Below are 20,600 nucleotides of genomic sequence, written 5' to 3'. Positions count from 1 at the left end.
CGCGGTCACTCCCACTCGATGGTGCCCGGCGGCTTGCTCGTCACGTCCAGCACGACGCGGTTGACCTCGGCGACCTCGTTGGTGATGCGGGTGGAGATCCGGGCGACGACCTCGTAGGGCAGGCGGGACCAGTCGGCGGTCATCGCGTCCTCGCTGGAGACCGGCCGCAGCACCACGGGATGCCCGTAGCTGCGGCCGTCGCCCTGCACCCCGACGCTGCGCACGTCGGCCAGGAGCACCACCGGGAACTGCCAGACACCCCGGTCCAGGCCGGCGGCCGTGAGCTCCTCCCGGGCGATCAGGTCGGCCTGGCGGAGCAGGTCGAGCCGCTCCCGGTCGACCGCGCCGATGATCCGGATGGCCAGGCCGGGGCCCGGGAACGGGTGCCGCCAGACCATCGCCTCGGGCAGGCCCAGCTGGAGGCCGAGCGTGCGGACCTCATCCTTGAACAGCGTGCGCAGCGGCTCGACCAGCGCGAACTTCAGGTCCTCCGGCAGGCCGCCGACGTTGTGGTGGCTCTTGATGTTGGCGGTGCCGGTGCCACCGCCGGACTCGACCACGTCCGGGTAGAGGGTGCCCTGAACAAGGAACTCGACGTCGCCGTGGGCGGCGACCTCCCGGGCCGCCGCCTCGAAGACCCGGATGAACTCCCGGCCGATGATCTTCCGCTTCTGCTCCGGGTCGGTCACCCCGGCCAGCGCGCCCAGGAACCGCTCCTGCGCATCGACCACCTTGAGCTTGATGCCGGTGGCGGCGACGTAGTCCTTCTCCACCTGCTCGGCCTCGCCGGCGCGCAGCAGGCCGTGGTCGACGAAGACGCAGGTGAGCTGGTCACCGACCGCCTTGTGCACCAGCGCGGCGGCGACGGCCGAGTCGACCCCGCCGCTCAGGCCGCAGATGACCTCCTTGTCGCCGACCTGCTCGCGGATCCGGGCGACCTGCTCGTCGATGATGTTCGCGGGCGTCCAGGTCGGCTCGATGCCGGCGATGTCGTAGAGGAAGCGGCGCAGCATCTCCTGGCCGTGCGCGGTGTGCCCGACCTCCGGGTGGAACTGCACGCCGGCCCGGCGGCCGGCCAGGTCCTCGAACGCGGCGACCGGCGCGCCCGCCGACTCGGCGGTCACCGTGAAGCCCTCCGGGGCCTCGGTCACGCAGTCGCCGTGGCTCATCCACACCGGCAGGTCGGCCGGCAGGTCGCGCAGCAGCACGCCGGGGTCGAGGAGGCGGGGGCGCAGCGGGGTGCCGCCGTACTCGCGGTTGCCGGTGCGGGCCACCGTGCCGCCGAGGGCCTGGGCCATCGCCTGGAAGCCGTAGCAGATGCCGAAGACGGGCACCCCGGCGGAGAACATGCCGGCGTCGATCTGCGGGGCGTCCGGCGCGTAGACGCTCGACGGGCCCCCGGAGAGGATGATCGCCGCCGGATCCTTCGCCAGCATCTCGGCGACCGGCATCGAGTGCGGCACGATCTCGGAATAGACGTTGGCCTCACGCACCCGACGCGCGATGAGCTGGGCGTACTGGGCTCCGAAGTCCACCACGAGGACGGGGCGAGGCGTGCTCATGTGCAGAAAGCCTACCGACCCGGCCCGCCCGCTCCACCGCGCCCCGCCGCACGTCACACCACCGCTGGTGATCTCGGGCCGGCCGCCCCGACGACCGGCGCGAAACAGGCGACACCGAGATCAGGGACGCAGGGCGCCCGGGGCGTCCGGTGGGACGGCGGGATGGCGCGGCGGGACCGGGGAGAGGCGGCGGTACGGCGAGCCCACGGGCGGCCTCGGGTCCTCCTCGCCCTTGTTCGGCCAGAAGGACATCGCCCGCTCGGCCTGCGCCGTGATGGTGAGCGACGGGTTCACCCCGAGGTTCGCCGAGATCGCCGCCCCGTCGACCACGTGCAGCCCCGGATGGCCGAACACCCGGTGCCACGGGTCGATGACGCCGTCGGCCGGGGTGGCGCCGATCACCGCCCCGCCGAGGATGTGCGCGGTCAGCGGGATGTCGAACGGCTCGGTCAGCGCCCCGCCGGGCGTACCGCCGATCTCCTCGGCCAGCAGGCGGGCGGCCTGGTTGCCGGCCGGGATCCAGGTCGGGTTGGGCGTGCCGTGCCCCGGCCCGGAGACCAGGCGCCGGCCGAGCAGGCCGCGCCGCAGCCGCGTGGTCAGCGAGTTGTCCGCCGACTGCATGACCAGGGCGATCACCGTACGCTCCGACCAGCCCCGCACCGAGGCCAGCCGGGCCGCCGTGCCGGGCTGACGCAGCAGGACCCCCACCCAGCGGCGGACCCGGCGCGGCCCGCCGTCGACCAGCAGCGACTGGAGCAGCCCCATCGCGTTCGAGCCCCGGCCGTAGCGGACCGGCTCGATGTGGGTCTGCGGGTCGGGGTGGAACGAACTCGTGATCGCCACGCCCTCGGTGAAGTCGAGCCCCTGCTCACGGGCCCGCCGACGGGGCACCGAGGCGCCGAGGATCGCCTCCGAGTTGGTCCGTGTCAGCTCGCCGAGGCGGGGCGAGAGCGCGGGCAGCGCCCCCTGCGCCTTCATGGTGTGCAGCAGCCGCTGGGTGCCGAGCGCGCCGGCGGCGAAGACCACCTGGTCGGCGTGGAACACCTGCCGCCGCGTACGCAGCCACGCCCCGGTACGCACGGTGTGCACCGCGTACCCGCCCCCGTCGACCGGGCGGACGGCGGTGACCGTGGTCAGCGGGTGCACCCGCGCGCCGAGCCGCTCGGCCAGCCACAGGTAGTTCTTGACCAGCGTGTTCTTCGCGCCCAGCCGGCAGCCGGTCATGCACCCTCCGCAGTGCGTGCAGCCGGTACGCTCCGGCCCGACGCCGCCGAAGTAGGGGTCGCTGACCCGCTCGCCGGGGCGGCCGATGAACACGCCGACCGGGGTGGCGTGGTAGGTGTGCCCCACCCCCATCCGGTCGGCCACCGCCCGCATCGCCCGGTCCGCGCGCGTGACGTGCGGGTACGTGGTGGCGCCGAGCATCCGCTTCGCCTGGTCGTAGTGGCGGGCCAACTCGTCGCGCCAGTCGGTGACGTCGCGCCACTGCGGGTCGGCGTAGAAGGCGTCCAGCGGCTCGTAGAGGGTGTTGGCGTAGACCAGCGAGCCGCCGCCGACCCCGGCGCCGGCGAGCACCAGCACGCCGCCGCCGGCCTTCCGGTCGGCCGGGCGCAGCAGGGTGATCCGCTGGAGGCCGTAGCAGCCGAGGCGCGGCGCCCACAGGAAACGCCGCAGCCGCCAGGAGGTCTGCGGGAACTCGTCGTCGGCGAACCGCCGCCCGGCCTCCAGAACCCCGACCGAATAGCCCTTCTCGGCCAGCCGCAGCGCGGTGACGCTGCCCCCGAAGCCGGACCCGATGACGAGCACGTCATACCGCATTACCGCATCATTACCGCTGAGTAGCCATCGCGCCAGCGCCCGATTTCGCGGGATCATGCACCCGGTCCATGATCCGGAGACTCACGCCACAACTCGGGGCACCCGGCGGGGCGTTGTCATCAACGGGGGTGTCGCATGACGGAGCGGGCAGGGGCAACACGCCCCCGATGGCTGCTGGGGCTGGCCGCCCTGGCGGCGGTGGTCCTGGTGGCCGCGGGTGCCCTGGTGGTCACCCGGCTCGTCCGCGACGACGCCCCGCAGCGCGGCATCGGGCCGGCGGGCGCCACCGGGACGCCGCAGGCGAGCCCCACCCCGAGCCCGAGCCCGACCGCACCGCCGGGCGCCGACATCACCGGCCCGCTCAACCTCCTGCTCGTCGGGGTGGACACCCGGGTCAGCGTGCCGGGTTGGGAGCCGCACGGCGACGCCGTGCTGGTGCTGCACGTGCCGAAGGGCCTCGACCGGGCGTACCTCTTCTCCCTCCCCCGCGACCTGCTGGTCGACATCCCGGCCTTCCCGAAGGCCGGCTACCGGGGTGGGAGGACCAAGCTCACCCACGCGATGAGCTACGGCAGCCGGGTGCCCGGCAAGCCCAGACAGCCGAGCACCGCCCAGGGGTACGAACTGCTGCGCAGCACGGTCAGCGGCTACACCGGGCTGCGCTTCGACGCCGGCGCGGTGATCACCTTCAACGGCTTCGACCGGCTCGTGGACAGCCTCGGCGGGGTGGACCTCTACATCGACCAGCGGGTGGTCTCGCTGCACCGCCGCCCCGACGGGCGGCACCGCGAGGCCGCGCCGGGCGGCGGCGGCTACGTGGGGCCGCAGATGGTCTACGAGAAGGGCGAGCGGCACCTCACCGGCTGGCAGGCGCTGGACTACGCGCGGCAGCGCTACACCACCGGCGGTGGCTACGCCCGGCAGCGCCACCAGCAGCAACTGCTCAAGGCGCTGGCGACGAAGATCGTCGACCAGGACCTGGCCCGGCAGCCGGAGCGCGTCCAGCAGGTGGTCGACGCACTCGGCGACACCCTGGTCTACGCGGGCGGGCCGCGCGTCGTGGACGTCGCGTACGCCCTCGGCGGGCTCACCCCGGACCGGTTGGTGCTGGTCGACCTGCCCGGCGCGGCCGTCGGCCGGGGCGGCGCCTACCGGGGCGAGGAACTCACGCAGACCGGGCGGAAGTTCATCACCGAGCTGCGCGCCGGGCGGGCGGACGCCTACCTCGCCGCCAACCCGAAGCTGCGCGTCACGCGCTGACCGCCGTCACCGGCGCTCGGGCTGACGGGGCCGCCCCCGCCGCTCGCGCGGGTCGGACGCCGTCACCGCCGCCGCTGGGGACGGTCCGGTCGCTGCGTGCCGTACAGCCACGCCTCGAAGAGGTCGTCGAGCTGCTGACCCGAGACCCGCTCGGCCAGCGCGACGAACTCGGCCGTGGTCGCGTTCGCGTCGCGCTTCTGCGCCGCCCACGTCCTGAGGATCTCGAAGAACGCCTTGTCGCCGACGCTCACCCGCAGCGCGTGCACCGTCATCCCGCCGCGCTGGTAGACCGACTCGCTGAACAGGTTCGCCACCCCCGGCTCGCCCGGCGGCGTCCGCCACACCTGGCCCGGGGAGCCCGCGTACCGGGCGTCGAACTCCTGCTGGGCGCTGCGCCCGCCGTCGTGTTCGGCCCACAGCCACTCGGCGTACGTGGCCAGGCCCTCGTTGAGCCAGATGTCCTGCCACTTCGCCAGCGACACACTGTTGCCGAACCACTGGTGCGCCAGCTCGTGCGCGACCACGCCCGTATTCTCGCCGCCGGAGAAGAAGCCCGCGGAGTAGACCGGGCGGCTCTGCGTCTCCAGGGCGTACCGGATCCGGGCGTCGGAGATCACCACGCCCCCGTACGCCCCGAACGGGTACGGCCCGAAGACGCTCTCCAGGTAGTCGGCCACCCGCACGGTGCCGGCGATCGACCGGTCCGCCGCGCCCTCCGGCAGGTCGGTGGTGACCGCGTGGAACACCGGGCGGCCCTTGTGCTCGCCCTCCGTGATCCGGAACCTACCGATGACCAGGGTGCTCAGGTAGCTCGCCATCGGGCTGCGCTCGGCCCACTTCCAGGTGGTCCAGTCGCCGGTCGTGCTCTTTCCCGCCGGCACACCGTTGCTGACCGCCGTCAGCCCCTTCGGCACGGTGATCTCGAAGTCGTAGGTGGCCTTGTCCGAGGGGTGGTCGTTGACGGGGAACCACGTGCTCGCCGACTCGGGTTGGCCGAGCGCGATCGCCCCCTCGTCGGTGTGCAGGAAGCCGCCGCTGCCGATGACCTCGTTGCGCAGCGGCTCCGGCCTGCCCTCGTACGCGACCTCGACGACGAAGCCGTTGCCCGCGATCAGACCACGGGCCGGCGTCACCACCAGTTCGTCGCCCTTGCGGCCGTGCTTCGCCGGGGCCCCGTCCACCGTCACCGACCGCACGGTCAGCCCCGCCAGGTCCAGGTTGAACGCGGACAGGTCGCCGGTCGCCGCCGCCTGCACGGTGGTGGTCCCGCTGAGCTGGTCCTCGGCCGGGTCGTACCGCACCTTGACCGTGTAGCGGCTGACGTCGTACCCGCCGTTGCCGTAGGTCGGGAAGTACTCGTCGCCGACGCCGGCCGCACCGGGTTTGAACTGGCGCGTCGCGGCGGGTGGGGCGGCGGCCGGCGTCGGGGCCGGTTCCGGCTCGTCTGACGACCCGCAGCCGGCCAGCCCGAGCGTCCCGGCCAGCAGCAGGCCGGTGCCCGCGCACAGCGTCCGCCGTGACAGCGTCATCGCCTCGTCCCCTCCCTGCGTCGCCGCCCCACCGGCGACCGTGGTGGACCCGCGCCGGCCGGTGCCGCTCGCTCGGCACCCGGCGACGGCCGGTCGGGCCGGCGGTGCCGCGCCGGGTCCGGCCGCAGCCTACCGAGCGCCGGCGGGAGCCCTGTCAGGGCAGTGCGGGGGCGCTCCCGCCGACGAGCCAGGCGTCGAAGAGCGGGCGCAGCGGTCTCCCGGCCACCCGCTCGGCCAGCGCGACCAGGTCGTCGGTGGTGGCGTTGCCGTCGCGCCGCTCGGCCGTCCAGGTCCGCAGGATGCGGAAGAACGTGTCGTCGCCGACCGTACGGCGCAGCGCGTGCACGGCGAGCGCCCCGCGCTTGTAGACGGCCGCACCGAACAACCGGGACCGTCCGGGGTCGACGGACGGCCGGGACCAGTCGGTCGCGGCGTACTCCAGCTCGAAGTTGCGCTGCGCGCTGCGACCGCCGTCGTGCTCCTCCCACAGCCACTCCGCGTAGCTGGCGAAGCCCTCGTTGAGCCAGATGTCGCTCCACCGGCTCAGCGTCACGCTGTTGCCGAACCACTGGTGGGCCAGCTCGTGCGCGACCACGCCCGGGTTGGGCCGGCCGCCACGGAAGAAGCCCGGCCCGTAGACCGGTCGCGACTGGGTCTCCAGCGCGTAGCCGATCCGGGCGTCGGTGACCACGATCCCGCCGTAGGAGTCGACCGGGTACGGCCCGAAGCGGCTGGCCAGGAAGTCGGCGATCTCGCCGGTACGGGCCAGCGAGGCGGCCTCCGGCCCGTCCGCCGGCAGGCTCGCCGGCACCGCCGTGACCATCGGCCTGCCGGCGTGCGTGCCGCTGCGTACCCGGTAGTCGCCGATCACCAGGGTGCTCAGGTAGCTCGCCATCGGGGTCCGCTCGGCCCAGCGCCAGGTGGTCCAGCCGGCGGCGCTCGTCCGCTCCCCCGGCACCCCGTTGCTCAGCGCGGCCAGCCCGTCGGGCACGGTCACCTCGATGTCGTACGTGGCCTTGTCGGACGGGTGGTCGTTGACCGGGAACCAGGTGGCCGCCGACCAGGGCTGGCCGACGACGATCGCGCCGTCGGCGGTGTGCAGGAAGCCGCCGCTGCCGAGCTGCCCGTCGGCCTTCGCCGCCGGCACGCCGGAGTAGTCCACCGCGACGGTGAACCGGGCGCCCCGGGAGAGCCCGTCGCGCGGGGTGACCACCAGCTCGTCGCCGTCGCGCGCCGCCCCGGCCGGCCGGTCGTCGACGGTCACCCGCGACACGTCCAGGCCGGCGAGGTCCAGGTTGAACCGGGACAGCGCGGCGGTCGCGGTGGCCGTGACCGTGGCCCGCCCGGAGAGCCGGTCGGACGCCGGGTCGTAGCGCACGGCGAGGCGGTAGCCCGCGACGTCGTAGCCGCCGTTGCCGGCCCCCGGGACGTACGGGTCGCCGAGGTCGGCCGCCCCCGGGCGGAAGCCGTCCCGCTCGTCGCCGTCGGTGCAGGCCGCGAACGCCAGGGCCGCGACGACGGCGACGGCGAGCGCGGGGCGGAACCGACGGCGGGTACGACGCACCGGCCGAGCCTATCGGCGCGGCCGGTGCGGATGGTGCTGCTTGCGCAGGTCAGCGGTCGAGGACCAGGCCGACCTTCTGGAACTCCTTGAGGTCGCGGTAGCCGCACTTGGCCATCGCGCGGCGCAGCCCACCGAAGAGGTTGAGCTGGCCGTCCGGCTCGTCGGCCGGGCCGAAGAGCAGCTGCTCCATCGAGCCGAGCGGATCGCCGGCCGTCTCGAACGCGCCCCGGGGCAGCGACGGGTGGCTGGCGGCGGAGTGCCACCAGGCGCCACCGGCCGGCGCCTCGGCACAGAGCGACAGGGGCTCGCCGAGCATCACCGCGTCCGCGCCGCAACCGAGGGCCTTGGCGATGTCGCCCGAGGTCTCGATGTCGCCGTCGGCGATCAGGTGCACGTACCGGCCGCCGGTCTCGTCGAGGTAGTCCCGGCGGGCCGCCGCCGCGTCGGCGATCGCGGTCGCCATCGGCACCCGGATGCCCAGCACCGACTCGGTGGTGGACCACTCGTCGCCGCCGATGCCGACGATCACGCCGGCGGCGCCCGTACGCATCAGGTGCAGCGCGGTCTTGTAGTCCGTGCAGCCACCGACGACGACCGGGAGGTCGAGGTCGGCGATGAACTCCTTGAGGTTGAGCGGCTCGTCGGTGGTCGAGACGTGCTCGGCCGAGACGATGGTGCCCTGGATGACCAGGATGTCCACGCCGGCGTCGAGGATCACCGGGGCCAGCGCCAGGGTGTGCTGCGGGGAGACCCGCACCGCCACCGTGCCGCCGCCGGCGCGCAGCTCGCGCACCCGCTCGGCGATCAGGTCGGGGCGGATCGGCTCCGCGTAGACCTCCTGGAGCCGCTTGGTGGTACGGGCGTCCTCGTCGAGCCCGGACAGTTCCTCCAGGACCTTGGTCGGGTTCTCGTAGCGGGTCCACAGACCCTCGACGTTGAGTACGCCGAGACCGCCCAGCTCGCCGAGCCGGACGGCCGACGCCGGGCTCATCGTCGCGTCCGAGGGGTGCCCGACGCAGGGGATGCCGAACTGGTAGGCGTCGAGCTGCCAGGCGGTGGAGACGTCGTCGACGTCCCGCGTCCGGCGGCTCGGCACGATGGCGATGTCGTCCAGGTGGTAGCCGCGCTGCGCGGTCTTGCCCAGCCCGATCTCGACCACGTCACGCATGGGGGACTCCAGTTGTCGCAGGGGGGATGGTCAGCGGGAGTGGTAGTTGGGCGCCTCGACCGTCATCTGGATGTCGTGCGGGTGGCTCTCCTTGAGCCCCGCCGCCGTGATCCGGATGAGCTGGCCCCGGCGGTGCAGCTCGGGGATGCTCTCCGCGCCGACGTACCCCATCGCCGCGCGCAACCCACCGGTGAGCTGGTGGGCGACCGCGGAGAGCGGGCCCCGGTAGGGCACCTGGCCCTCCACGCCCTCGGGGACCAGCTTGTCCTCGGCCAGCACGTCCTGCTGGAAGTAGCGGTCCTTGGAGTACGACTTGCCCTGGCCACGGGACTGCATCGCGCCGAGGGAGCCCATGCCCCGGTAGGCCTTGTACTGCTTGCCGTTGATGAAGATCAGCTCGCCGGGGCTCTCCTCGCAACCGGCCAGCAGGCTGCCCAGCATCACCGTGTCCGCGCCCGCCACGAGCGCCTTGGCGATGTCGCCCGAGTACTGGATGCCGCCGTCGCCGATCACCGGAACGCCTGCGGGCCGCGCGGCGCGGGCGGCCTCCATGATCGCGGTGATCTGCGGTACGCCCACCCCCGCGACGATGCGCGTGGTGCAGATCGCGCCCGGCCCGACGCCGACCTTCACGCCGTCGGCCCCCGCGTCGACCAGCGCCTTCGCGCCCGCGTAGGTGGCGACGTTGCCGCCGACGATGTCGATCGTCACGTCCTTCTTGAGCTGGCGGACCATGTCCAGCACCGCCCGCTGGTGCCCGTGCGCCGTGTCCACGATCAGCACGTCGACGCCCGCGTCGACCAGCGCGCGAGCCCGCTTGTACGCGTCGTCGCCGACCCCCACCGCGGCGGCGACCCGCAGCCGGCCGGCGTCGTCCTTGGTGGCGTTCGGGTACTGCTCGCTCTTGGTGAAGTCCTTGACCGTGATCAGTCCGCGCAGCCGGCCCGAGTCGTCGACGATCGGCAGCTTCTCGACCTTGTGCCGGCGCAGCAGGTCGAGGGCGTCGTCCTTGCTCACCCCGACCGGGGCGGTGATCAGCGGGATGCGGGTCATGATCTGGTGGACCGGCGTTGCCGGGTCGGAGACGAACCGCATGTCGCGGTTGGTGACGATGCCGACCAGCTGGCCCTCGCCGTCGACCACGGGCACGCCGGAGATGCGGTAGCGCCCGCAGAGGGCGTCGACGTCGCGCAGGGTGTCGTCGGGGCTGGCGGTCACCGGGTTGGTGATCATGCCGGACTCGGAGCGCTTGACCAGGTCGACCTGGAGCGCCTGGTCCTCCAGGGAGAGGTTGCGGTGCAGCACGCCGATGCCGCCCTGACGGGCCATGGCGATCGCCATCCGGGCCTCGGTCACCGTGTCCATCGCGCTGGACAGCAGCGGGATCGAGAGGCTGATGTTGCGGGTCAGCTTCGTCACGGTGTTGACCCGGCTGGGCACCACGTCCGACTCGCCCGGCTGGAGCAGCACGTCGTCGAAGGTCAACCCGAGCGGGACCACCCGGGCGGAGCCCGCGGGCAGCTCCGGCAGATGGCCGCCCAACTCCCCGCTGTCGGCGCCGGCCGGAAGATCGGTGTTGGGCGAAAATTCCACGATTGCTCCCCTGAGCTGCTCGGATGGGCTTCAGCGAGGTGGCGCGGGCGGGCACCGGCACACGCCGGGTGACGGGCGCGTCGTCTCATCGTACCCACCGACCCGGGCCGTCCCCGGCCGGTGGCGGCGCAGGTCACCGGTGGCCGGGGGCGGACGCGGCCGTGGCGTTGGGTCTACGGTGAGGGGGTGCACGACGAGCCCATCGACCCCTTCAACGGCGACCCGGCCGATCCGGCCGCCGGCCTGCATGACCCGGGCGACGACGCCCCGCTCGACCCGCTGACCGACGTCGAGCGGCAGGACGTGCTGGAGGACCTGGCCGACCTGGAGATCTACCAGGCGCTGCTGGCGCCGATCGGGGTACGCGGGCTCGTCATAGAGTGCGAGGACTGCCGGGAGCCGCACTACTTCGACTGGGACCTGCTGCGTGGCAACCTGCGGCACCTGCTCAGCTCGGGGCGCCCCCGGGTGCACGAGCCGGCCTACGACCCCGACCCGGACCACTACGTCACGTGGGACTACGCCCGTGGCTACGCCGACGGGGTGCACGACACGCTGACCGAGGGCACCGACGAGGAGCCCGAGCCCGAGCCCGGACGCTGAGCGGGCGGCTGCCCCAGGCGCGCGGGTATCACCGATCGTCACCGCCGGTGACCGTTCGGGAAGAGGCACCTAGGCTCGGTGCGGATGATGACCTTGAAGTCCTCGTCGCCGCGGTACGCCCCGCACGCACCGGTACGCCTCCCGCCTGAGGACCGCGCACCGGCACGGCTCCCGCCGAGCCGCCGGCCGGCACCGCCCCCGCTTCGAGGCGACGGTCACCCTGAGGATCCTGTCCGCGGGCGGCTCGCCGCACCGCCAAGGGCGCGACTAGGCCACCAGGCCGGCGCGGAAACCGGCCGCCACCGCGTGCGCGCGGTCCCGGGCGCCCAACTTGCGGAACAGCCGGCGGGCGTGGGTCTTCACGGTGTCCTCCGAGACGAACAGCTCCCGGCCGATCTCGGCGTTGCTCTTGCCCTCCGCCATGCCCAGCAGCACCTGGAGCTCGCGTTCGGTCAGGCCGACCTGGGACCGGCCGCCGCGCGGGCCGGACCCGTTCCGCCGCCCGGCCGGCACGGCGTCGGCCGGCTCGTCGGTCGGCTCGGCCGGGTCGTCGCCGCGCTGCGACGGTACGACCGTCGGGGCCGCGCCGTCCGGGGACGTTCCCGACCAGGTGGGGCCGGGCTCGGCGGGCACCCGGCCGGCCGGACCGGTACGGGCGGGACCGCCGACGGCGGCGGTGTCCCGGGCCGGATCGGTGGCCGGGCGGCGGGCGGCCCGGCCGGGCGCGGAGAGCAGCAGCAGGGCCTTCGCCACCGCGCTGGTCAGGTCGTGGTCGACGCCCTGGATGAGCCCCCGGGCACCCGCGCTGATGGTGGCCGCCGCCGCCTCCGACTCCTCGGTGCCGAGCAGCAGCACGGAGGCCTGCGGCGCGCGGGCGAGCACCCGCCGCACGAAGCCCGCGCTGTCCGGCCGGGTGAGGGCCGTGTCGGCCAGCACCACGTCGGCCGGGCGCTCGGCCAGCCGCAGCATCACCTCGGGATCGGAGACGGCCGTCCGCACCGCGGCGGACAAGCCGAGTCGTGCCGCCGCCGACGCGAGATGCTGCGCCGCGAGCGGTGTCCGAACGCACACGAGAACCGTACGCACAGTGGTCTCCTCTCCGCCCAAGAGCAGACCATGACGGGGTCGGGTCGCGAGGGGGTTCCGGCAATCCTCCGAACTTTTCCGACAAGTGGGGCATATGCCACCGCTTGCCGGAAGTTTTCGATCACAGGCGTGTGAGCGGGCGGCCGCCCGGGTACCAAGCCCCCAGGCCGGAAACGGCGCGCCTGCGCGGACCGTCGCCCGGACGCCGATTCACCAGGATCTGCGCGGTGCCGCGCGGGAGGAGGGGTGCTGATGTCGAACGTACGCAGACTGCCCGGACCCATCGTCGACCTCTGGGACTGGCAGCGGCTCGGTGCCTGCCGGGGCCGGGACAGCGCACAGTTCTTCCACCCGGACGGCGAGCGCGGCTCGTCCCGCCTGCGTCGGGAGTCCGGCGCCAAGGCCGTCTGCCGCGCCTGCCCCGTCCGGGCCGAGTGCGCCGCCCACGCCCTCGCCGTCCGCGAGCCGTACGGCGTGTGGGGCGGCTTCAGCGAGTCGGAGCGGCTGCGGCTGCTCGCCGTCGGCTGGGAGGACCTGGCCGACCGCCGCCAGAGCCGCGTCGACGTCGCCCGGCTGGAGGCCCGCCTGGGCCAGCCGCACCGGTCGACCGTCCCCGCCCAGCGCAAGATCGCCTGAACCGGCCGCCCGCGAAGACCACCCGACGCCGCGTCCCACCCGGAGACGCGGCGTCGCGGCGTTCCCGGCTGTCAACGGACCACCGTTCCCGACGCGCGTGCCCGGCCGTCACGTCGCGGGCGGATGGTCGCGCAGACGGGCTGGTCGCACCGGTGGGCGGTGGTCACACCAGCGGGCAGTCGCATCGGCCGGCGGTGGTCACGTCGTGTGGGTGGAAAGGCGTCGGGGCGCACCGTCACACGGACGGTGCGCCCCGACGAGGCGTACGGCTGGGTCAGAAGCCCGGGCCGTGCTGGTGGCCGTGGCCGTGGCTGTGGCCGTGACCGCCGGCGGCGGCCGGCTCGGCCTTCTCCGGCTTCTCCACCACGAGGCTCTCCGTGGTGAGCAGCAGACCGGCGATCGACGCGGCGTTGGTGACCGCGTTGCGGGTCACCTTCACCGGGTCGACGATGCCGGACTTCGCCAGGTCGACGTACTCGCCGGTGGCGGCGTCGAGGCCGTGGCCCCAGTCCTTGCCGGCGACCTTCTGCACCACGACGTAGCCGTCGTGGCCGGCGTTCTGGGCGATCCAGCGCAGCGGCTCGACCAGCGCCTTGCGCACGATCGAGACACCGACCTTCTCGTCACCGGTGAAGCCGAGGTCGTCGTCGAGCGCCGGCAGGATCTGCACCAGGGCGGCGCCACCGCCGGGGACGGTGCCCTCCTCGACCGCGGCCTTGGTGGCGGCGATCGCGTCCTCGATGCGGTGCTTGCGCTCCTTCATCTCGACCTCGGTCGCGGCGCCGACCTTGATGACCGCGATGCCGCCGGACAGCTTGGCCAGCCGCTCGGCGAGCTTCTCCCGGTCCCAGTCGGAGTCCGAGGCCTCGATCTCCTTGCGGATCTGCGCGACCCGGTCGGCGACCTCGCTCGCCTTGCCGCCGCCGTCGACGACCGTGGTGTTCTCCTTGTCGACCACCACGCGCCGGGCGGTGCCCAGCACCTCCAGGCCCACCTGGTCGAGCTTGTAGCCCAGCTCGGGGGCGACCAGCTCGGCGCCGGTGAGGATCGCCATGTCCTGGAGCATCGCCTTGCGCCGGTCGCCGAAGCCGGGGGCCTTCACCGCGCAGACCTTGAGGGTCTTGCGGATCGAGTTGACCACCAGCGTCGACAGCGCCTGGCCGTCGACGTCCTCGGCGATGATCAGCAGCGGCTTGCTGTTCTGGAGGACCTTCTCCAGCAGCGGCAGCAGCTCCTCGATCGCCGAGATCTTCTGGGTCGTGATCAGGATGTACGGGTCCTCCAGGACCGACTCCTGCGACTCCATGTCGGTGACGAAGTTCGGCGAGATGAAGCCCTTGTCGAACTGGAGACCCTCGGTCACGTCCAGCTCGGTGTGCAGGGCGGAGCCCTCCTCGACGGTGATGACGCCGTCGCGGCCGACCCGCTCCATCGCCTCGGCGATCAGCTCGCCGATCGTCGCGTCCTGCGCGGAGATCGTCGCGACGTGCGCGATCGACTCCTTGTCGGCGACGTCGACCGCGCGGCCGAGCAGCGCCTCGGAGACCTTGGCGGCCGCCGCGTCGATGCCCCGCTTGAGGCCGGCCGGGTTGGCGCCGGCCGTGACGTTGCGCAGACCCTCGCGGACCATCGCCTGGGCCAGCACGGTGGCGGTCGTGGTCCCGTCGCCGGCGACGTCGTTGGTCTTGGTCGCCACCTCCTTGACCAGCTGCGCACCGAGGTTCTCGTAGGGGTTGGTGAGCTCGATCTCCTTGGCGATGGTCACGCCGTCGTTGGTGATCGTGGGCACACCGAATTTCTTGTCCAGGACGACGTTGCGCCCGCGCGGGCCGAGGGTGACCTTGACCGCGTCCGCGAGGGCGTTGACACCGTGCTCGAGCAGGTGCCGGGCGTCGTCCGAGAAGCTCAGGATCTTCGCCATGAATGTCCCTTCGAAGCGTCGTCGCCCCGGCCCGGCGAGCCGGACCGGGGCGACGACACTGATCGGTTGCTTACTTCTCGATGACCGCGAGGACGTCGCGGGCGGAGAGCACCAGGTACTCCTCGCCGGCGTACTTGACCTCGGTGCCGCCGTACTTCGAGTAGAGGACGGTGTCGCCGACCTTCACGTCGACCGGCACGCGGTTGCCCTTGTCGTCGATCCGGCCCGGGCCGACAGCGAGGACGGTGCCCTCCTGCGGCTTCTCCTTGGCGGTGTCGGGGATCACGATGCCGGAGGCGGTGGTGGTCTCGGCCTCGTTCGCCTGGACCACGATGCGGTCCTCGAGCGGCTTGATCGCAACCTTGGTCGCGGTAGTCACGGGCATACCCTCCCGGGTACTTGGTTTCGTTACCGGCCGGCATGCCGACCAGCGTCAATCTGCCACATGCCACCGGGCGGGGCCGTCGTCGCGGGTGCCGGTCCGCCTGGCGTTCAGCGCCCGGGTCACGGGACCCGGAAGCTGGCACCCTCGGGGTGAGAGTGCTAATCGCAGGTTATTCCTCGGCTAGCACTCCGTCAAGGAGAGTGCCAACCCGCCGGCCGGCGCGTCGCGTCCGCCGACCACAATGAGCGGGTGGACCTCGACCAGTTCGCCGCTCTGCGTACGCCCGAGGGGTCGGCCGCGCTCGACGCCGCCGCGCGGGTGGCCGGCGGCGATCCGCTGACCGCGGCGGCCGCGCTCCGCTCGGCCGGACTGCCGGCCGGGCTGGCGGCGGCCGCGCTCACCCAGGCCGAGCTACGCCGCCGGGCGGTCGGCAAGTTCGGGCCGGCGGCGGCCGGGATGTTCCTCACCCGCGCCGGTCTGGAGCAGGCCACGCGCGGTGTCGTCGCGGCGCGGCGGGCCGCCCGGCTGCGGGCCGCCGGGGTGCGCACCCTGGCCGACCTCGGCTGCGGCCTCGGCGCGGACGCGCTCGCCGCCGCCCGCGCCGGCATCCGGGTGTACGGCGTGGAGGCCGACCCGGTGACCGCCGCGATGGCCGCCGCGAACGCCGAGGCGGCCGGGCTGGCCGGGTTGTTCACGGTGGAGTGCGGCGACGCCACGGCGTTCGACGTGGACCGCGTCGACGGGGTTTTCTGCGACCCGGCGCGCCGGAAGGCGGGCACCGGGCGGCGGATCTTCGACCCGAACGCGTACTCCCCGCCCTGGGACTTCGTGGTCGGGCTGGCCGAGCGGGTGCCGTACACCGTCGTGAAGGTGGCGCCCGGCATCGACCACGCGCTGATCCCGCCGGGCGCGGAGGCGGAGTGGGTCAGCGTCGACGGAGACCTGGTCGAGGCGGCGCTGTGGTGCGGCCGGCTCGCCGAGACCCCTCGCCGAGCCACCCTGCTGCGGGGCAGGGAAGGATCCTCTGTCGACGCTGCCGGCAGCCGTCAGTTGACCGGCTCCGGCGACGTCGAGGCCACCGTCGGCCCGGCGCGCCGCTTCCTGTACGACCCGGATCCGGCGGTGGTCCGCGCGCACCTGGTCGCGGAGCTGGCGGACACGCTGAGCGCGACGCTGGCCGACCCGAGCATCGCCTACCTCTACGCGGACGCGCCGACGCCGACGCCGTTCGCCCGCTGCCTGGAGGTCACCGACGTGCTGCCGTTCTCGCTCAAGCGGCTGCGGGCGCTGCTGCGGGAGCGCCGGGTCGGGCGGGTGGAGATCCTCAAGCGCGGGTCCGCACTTGAGCCGGAGAAGCTGCGGCGGGACCTGCGGCTGGCCGGGGGCGAGGCGGCCAGCCTGGTGCTGACCCGGGTGGCCGGCGCGCCGACGGTGCTGGTCTGCCGGCCGGTCGGGTGACGCGCATTTCGGCTCGCGGGTCGCGCCGCCCGGGGTTAGCTTGTCGGTCATGGCGGGACAGGGCACTCCGGCGACCGCGCTGCTGACGAAGCGGAAGATCGCCCACACCACCCATCCGTACGACGTCTCCCCCGCCGCGCCGAACTACGGCGCGCTGGTCGCGGCGGCGTTGGGGGTGGCCCCGGAGCGGGTGTTCAAGTCGCTGGTCGCCGAGGTCGACGGCGCGCTGACCGTGGCGGTCGTGCCGGTGACCGGGGAGCTGGACCTCAAGGCGCTCGCCGCGGCGGTCGGCGGCAAGCGGGCCGCCATGGCCGACCGCGCGACCGCCGAGCGGGCCACCGGCTACGTGCGCGGCGGCATCAGCCCGCTCGGCCAGCGCCGACGCCTGCCCACGGTGCTCGACTCGTCGGCGCTCGACCATCCCACCGTGTACGTCTCGGCGGGCCGGCGCGGCCTCCAACTCCAGCTCGCCCCGCAGGATCTGGTGGCGCTCACCGGCGCGGCCACGGCGCCGCTGTCCACCCGCTGAGCTGCGCCACCGCCGCCGTTCCCCGGGAGCGCTCCCGCGTCCGGCGACGGCCGGGTGTCAGGGACGTTGCTGAATTGTTACTGCCGACAACAAACTCGTCACCTCGGCACTCTTGTGCCCACAGCGTGACGCGGAATACGTTGCCGGACACAACAAACCAACATCATCCCCCACCCCCCGAAAGGACCCTGCAGATGCGCAAGGGCTTCCTCACCTTCGCCGCCGTGGGCCTGCTGGCCGCCGGCAGCCTGGCCGCGTGCGGCGACGACTCCGGTTCCGACGCTGGCGGCTCCACCGAGAAGAAGCCGAAGATCGGCGTGATCCTGCCGGACAGCAAGTCCTCCGCCCGCTGGGAGGGCGCGGACCGCAAGTTCCTGGAGGAGGCGTTCAAGGCCGCCGGCGTCGACTACGACATCCAGAACGCGCAGGGCGACAAGACCGCGTTCCAGACCATCGCCGACCAGATGATCACCAGCGGCGTCACCGCCCTGATGATCGTCAACCTGGACTCCGGCACCGGCAAGGCGGTACTCGACAAGGCCAAGTCGCAGGGCGTCGCGACGATCGACTACGACCGGCTCACGCTGGGCGGCTCGGCCACCTACTACGTCAGCTTCGACAACGAGGTCGTCGGCAAGCTCCAGGGCGAGGGCCTGAGCAAGTGCCTGACCGACAAGGGCGCCAAGAACCCCGTCGTGGCCTACCTCAACGGCTCGCCGACCGACAACAACGCCACCCTGTTCAAGAACGGGTACGACTCGGTGCTCAAGCCGAAGTTCGACTCGAAGGAGTACACCAAGGGCCCGGACCAGAACGTCCCGGAGTGGGACAACGCCCAGGCCGCCACCATCTTCGAGCAGATGCTCACCCAGACCGGCGGCAAGATCGACGGTGTGCTCGCCGCCAACGACGGCCTCGGCAACGCGGCCATCTCGGTGCTGAAGAAGAACAAGCTCAACGGCAAGGTCCCGGTCACCGGCCAGGACGCCACCCCGCAGGGCCTGCAGAACATCCTCGCCGGCGACCAGTGCATGACCGTCTACAAGGCGATCCGGGACGAGGCGAAGGCCGCCTCGGACCTGGCCATCGCGGTGGCCAAGGGTGACAAGAAGGAGACCGGCCAGGTCGTCAAGGACCCGGAGGGTGGCCGGGACGTCCCGGCGGTCCTGCTGACCCCGAAGCTGATCTTCAAGGAGAACGTCAAGGACGTCATCGCCGACGGCTTCGTCACCAAGGACGAGGTCTGCGCCGGGGCGTACGCCAAGCTCTGCGCCGACGCCGGCATCAGCTGACCCGTACCCGATCCACGCGCACGCCGCCCGGCACGGACCCTGTGCCGGGCGGCGGTTCGCGCCGGACGGGATCCGAGACCTCCCGCCACCTGAAGGAGACCCCCGTGTCCGCAACCCCCCTGCTGGAACTACGCGGGATCGACAAGAGCTTCGGTCCCGTCCAGGTCCTGCGCGACGTCGCCTTCACCGCCCACCCGGGTGAGGTGACCGCGCTGGTCGGCGACAACGGCGCCGGCAAGTCGACCCTCGTCAAGTGCATCAGCGGCATCCACCCCACCGACGCCGGTGAGTTCCGCTTCGACGGCCGGCCGGTGACCATCAACAGCCCCCGCGACGCCGCCGCGCTCGGCATCGAGGTCGTCTACCAGGACCTCGCGCTCTGCGACAACCTCGACATCGTGCAGAACATGTTCCTCGGCCGGGAGAAGCGCAGCGGCATCGTGCTCGACGAGCCGACCATGGAGCAGATGGCCGCCGACACCCTCGCCGGGCTGAGCGTACGGACCGTGAAGTCGCTGCGGCAGCACGTCTCCAGCCTCTCCGGGGGCCAGCGGCAGACCGTGGCGATCGCCAAGGCCGTGCTCTGGAACAGCAGGCTCGTCATCCTCGACGAGCCGACCGCCGCACTCGGCGTCGCGCAGACCGCCCAGGTGCTGGAACTGGTCCGCCGGCTCGCCGACAACGGGCTGGCCGTGGTGCTCATCTCGCACAACATGAACGACGTCTTCGCCGTCTCCGACCGGATCGCCGCGCTCTACCTCGGCCAGATGGTCGCCCAGGTGAAGACCACCGACATCACCCACTCGCAGGTGGTCGAGCTGATCACCGCCGGCCGTTCCGGCGGGCTCGGGCTCGCCGCCGAGCCGGGCAACGGCGGCAACGGGCACGGCGCGGAGCCGGCCGGCAGCAACCCAGGAGGCGTCCGATGAGCACCAGCGTCGTACGGAAGGAGGGCCCGGCGGCCGTCACACCGCCGCCCACCCTCGGCGGCCACGTCCGCAACTACGTCAGCCGGGTCCGGGGCGGCGACATCGGCGCGCTGCCCGCCGTCCTCGGCCTGGTCGCGCTCTGCACGATGTTCTCGATCATGCGGCCGTCGTTCCTCACCGCCGGCAACTTCGCCAACCTCTTCACCCAGGGCGCCGCGGTCACGCTGATCGCGATGGGTCTGGTCTTCGTCCTGCTGCTCGGCGAGATCGACCTCTCCGCCGGCTTCGCCAGCGGGGTCTGCGCCGCCATCCTCGCCAACGTCGTCACCGTGCTCGGCTACCCGTGGTACGTGGCCGTGCTCGCCGCGGTCGTCACCGGCGTGGCCATCGGCACCGCCCTCGGCTTCCTGGTGGCGAAGATCGGCATCCCGTCCTTCGTGGTGACCCTCGCCGGGTTCCTCGCCTTCCAGGGCATCGTGCTGATGCTCATGGAGGAGGGCACCAACATCTCGGTCCGCGACGAGGTGCTGGTGGCCATCGCCAACCGCAACCTCCCGCCCGTACTCGGGTGGATCCTGGCCGCCGTGGCGGTCGCCGGCTACGCGGCCGTGCAACTGCTCCGGCACCGTACGCGGGCCGCCCGCGGGCTGACGACCGACCCGGTAGCGGTCGTGTTCGCCCGGATCGGTGGGCTGGCGCTCATCCTCGGCGCGGCGGTCTTCATCCTCAACCTGGAGCGCAGCCGCAACGTCGTGATCAGCTCGCTCAAGGGCGTGCCGATCGTGGTGCCGATCATCGCGCTGCTGCTGGTCTTCTGGACCTTCGTGCTCCAGCGCACCAGCTACGGCCGGCACGTCTACGCGGTGGGCGGCAACAAGGAGGCGGCGCGCCGGGCGGGCATCAACGTGGACCGGATCCGGATCTCGGTCTTCGTGATCTGCTCCTCGATGGCGGCCGTCGGCGGCATCGTGGCCGCCAGCCGGGCCAACTCGGTGGACCCCAACACTGGTGGCAGTAACGTACTGCTCTACGCGGTCGGCGCGGCAGTCATCGGAGGCACCAGCCTCTTCGGCGGCAAGGGCCGGGTGCTCGACGCCGTACTCGGCGGCGCGGTCGTCGCAGTCATCGACAACGGGATGGGCCTGATGGGATACAGCTCGGGGGTGAAGTACGTGGTCACCGGCGTGGTGCTGCTGCTCGCCGCGAGCGTGGACGCGTTCTCCCGCCGGCGCTCCGCCGCCACCGGCAACCGCTGAACAGCCGACAC

At 72.9% G+C, this 20,600-nt stretch carries 17 protein-coding genes; 8 read left to right on the top strand and 9 right to left on the bottom strand.

The annotated features are described in order from the left end of the window. Positions 1-5: 5 nt before the first annotated feature. Positions 6-1,562, bottom strand: coding sequence for a glutamine-hydrolyzing GMP synthase (guaA, locus tag ACGFIG_RS03015; RefSeq protein WP_392998564.1), 1,557 nt, complete (start codon positions 1,560-1,562; stop codon positions 6-8). A gap of 120 nt (positions 1,563-1,682) precedes the next feature. Beyond that, complete coding sequence (locus ACGFIG_RS03010; protein ID WP_392998562.1) at positions 1,683-3,380, bottom strand: FAD-dependent oxidoreductase; 1,698 nt, start codon at positions 3,378-3,380, stop codon at positions 1,683-1,685. Between the two features lie 135 nt (positions 3,381-3,515). Here ACGFIG_RS03010 and ACGFIG_RS03005 point away from each other — a divergent pair, with 135 nt between their 5' ends. Then, positions 3,516-4,640 (top strand): LCP family protein, encoded by a 1,125-nt coding sequence (locus tag ACGFIG_RS03005; RefSeq protein WP_392998560.1) that lies wholly within the window; start codon positions 3,516-3,518, stop codon positions 4,638-4,640. A gap of 62 nt (positions 4,641-4,702) precedes the next feature. On the opposite strand, the gene ACGFIG_RS03000 is transcribed toward ACGFIG_RS03005, so the two are convergent. From ACGFIG_RS03000 to guaB, 4 genes are all read right to left on the bottom strand, one after another. Beyond that, positions 4,703-6,169, bottom strand: coding sequence for a M1 family metallopeptidase (locus ACGFIG_RS03000; protein ID WP_392998558.1), 1,467 nt, complete (start codon positions 6,167-6,169; stop codon positions 4,703-4,705). Between the two features lie 154 nt (positions 6,170-6,323). Next, positions 6,324-7,733 (bottom strand): M1 family metallopeptidase, encoded by a 1,410-nt coding sequence (locus tag ACGFIG_RS02995; RefSeq protein ID WP_392998556.1) that lies wholly within the window; start codon positions 7,731-7,733, stop codon positions 6,324-6,326. A 49-nt stretch (positions 7,734-7,782) separates the two neighbouring features. Further along, on the bottom strand, positions 7,783-8,901 hold the full coding sequence (locus tag ACGFIG_RS02990; RefSeq protein ID WP_392998554.1) for a GuaB3 family IMP dehydrogenase-related protein: 1,119 nt from the start codon (positions 8,899-8,901) through the stop codon (positions 7,783-7,785). A gap of 30 nt (positions 8,902-8,931) precedes the next feature. Continuing rightward, positions 8,932-10,494, bottom strand: coding sequence for an IMP dehydrogenase (gene guaB / locus ACGFIG_RS02985; protein WP_392998552.1), 1,563 nt, complete (start codon positions 10,492-10,494; stop codon positions 8,932-8,934). A 186-nt stretch (positions 10,495-10,680) separates the two neighbouring features. Here guaB and ACGFIG_RS02980 point away from each other — a divergent pair, with 186 nt between their 5' ends. Next, positions 10,681-11,097, top strand: a complete 417-nt coding sequence (locus tag ACGFIG_RS02980; protein WP_392998550.1) for a DUF5319 domain-containing protein — start codon at positions 10,681-10,683, stop codon at positions 11,095-11,097. A 267-nt stretch (positions 11,098-11,364) separates the two neighbouring features. Here ACGFIG_RS02980 and ACGFIG_RS02975 read toward each other — a convergent pair whose 3' ends face one another. Next, positions 11,365-12,183 carry a LuxR C-terminal-related transcriptional regulator gene (locus ACGFIG_RS02975; RefSeq protein WP_392998548.1) on the bottom strand — a complete coding sequence of 273 codons (819 nt, stop codon included), beginning with the start codon at positions 12,181-12,183 and terminating at the stop codon, positions 11,365-11,367. A 252-nt stretch (positions 12,184-12,435) separates the two neighbouring features. Between ACGFIG_RS02975 and ACGFIG_RS02970 the strand changes: the two genes are divergently transcribed. Next, the gene (locus ACGFIG_RS02970; RefSeq protein WP_089003203.1) at positions 12,436-12,819 is read left to right on the top strand and encodes a WhiB family transcriptional regulator; all 384 of its coding nucleotides are present in this window, start codon (positions 12,436-12,438) and stop codon (positions 12,817-12,819) included. A gap of 274 nt (positions 12,820-13,093) precedes the next feature. Here the strand turns inward: ACGFIG_RS02970 and groL are convergent, their stop codons facing one another. After that, positions 13,094-14,740, bottom strand: a complete 1,647-nt coding sequence (gene groL, locus ACGFIG_RS02965; protein WP_392998546.1) for a chaperonin GroEL — start codon at positions 14,738-14,740, stop codon at positions 13,094-13,096. A gap of 70 nt (positions 14,741-14,810) precedes the next feature. After that, positions 14,811-15,125 (bottom strand): co-chaperone GroES, encoded by a 315-nt coding sequence (gene groES, locus ACGFIG_RS02960; RefSeq protein ID WP_088998427.1) that lies wholly within the window; start codon positions 15,123-15,125, stop codon positions 14,811-14,813. Positions 15,126-15,374: 249 nt separating this feature from the next. Here groES and ACGFIG_RS02955 point away from each other — a divergent pair, with 249 nt between their 5' ends. From ACGFIG_RS02955 to ACGFIG_RS02935, 5 genes are all read left to right on the top strand, one after another. Further along, positions 15,375-16,583: a methyltransferase domain-containing protein gene (locus tag ACGFIG_RS02955; RefSeq protein WP_392998544.1), complete on the top strand. Its 1,209-nt coding sequence runs from the start codon at positions 15,375-15,377 to the stop codon at positions 16,581-16,583. A 49-nt stretch (positions 16,584-16,632) separates the two neighbouring features. Next, a complete protein-coding gene (gene ybaK / locus ACGFIG_RS02950) occupies positions 16,633-17,112 on the top strand; it encodes a Cys-tRNA(Pro) deacylase (RefSeq protein ID WP_392998542.1) in 480 nt (159 codons plus the stop codon). A gap of 194 nt (positions 17,113-17,306) precedes the next feature. Further along, the gene (locus tag ACGFIG_RS02945) at positions 17,307-18,404 is read left to right on the top strand and encodes a sugar ABC transporter substrate-binding protein (RefSeq protein WP_392998540.1); all 1,098 of its coding nucleotides are present in this window, start codon (positions 17,307-17,309) and stop codon (positions 18,402-18,404) included. Positions 18,405-18,508: 104 nt separating this feature from the next. Continuing rightward, the gene (locus ACGFIG_RS02940; RefSeq protein ID WP_392998538.1) at positions 18,509-19,333 is read left to right on the top strand and encodes an ATP-binding cassette domain-containing protein; all 825 of its coding nucleotides are present in this window, start codon (positions 18,509-18,511) and stop codon (positions 19,331-19,333) included. After that, positions 19,330-20,589 (top strand): sugar ABC transporter permease, encoded by a 1,260-nt coding sequence (locus tag ACGFIG_RS02935; protein WP_392998536.1) that lies wholly within the window; start codon positions 19,330-19,332, stop codon positions 20,587-20,589. The genes ACGFIG_RS02940 and ACGFIG_RS02935 overlap by 4 nt, the downstream gene beginning before the upstream one ends. The last annotated feature ends 11 nt before the right edge of the window (positions 20,590-20,600 follow it).

Origin of the sequence: Micromonospora sp. NPDC049048 (assembly GCF_043197615.1) — a bacterium.
Lineage (GTDB): Bacteria > Actinomycetota > Actinomycetes > Mycobacteriales > Micromonosporaceae > Micromonospora.
Note: the sequence above shows the minus strand (reverse complement) of the source record. Positions and strands in the feature narration are given on the sequence as shown.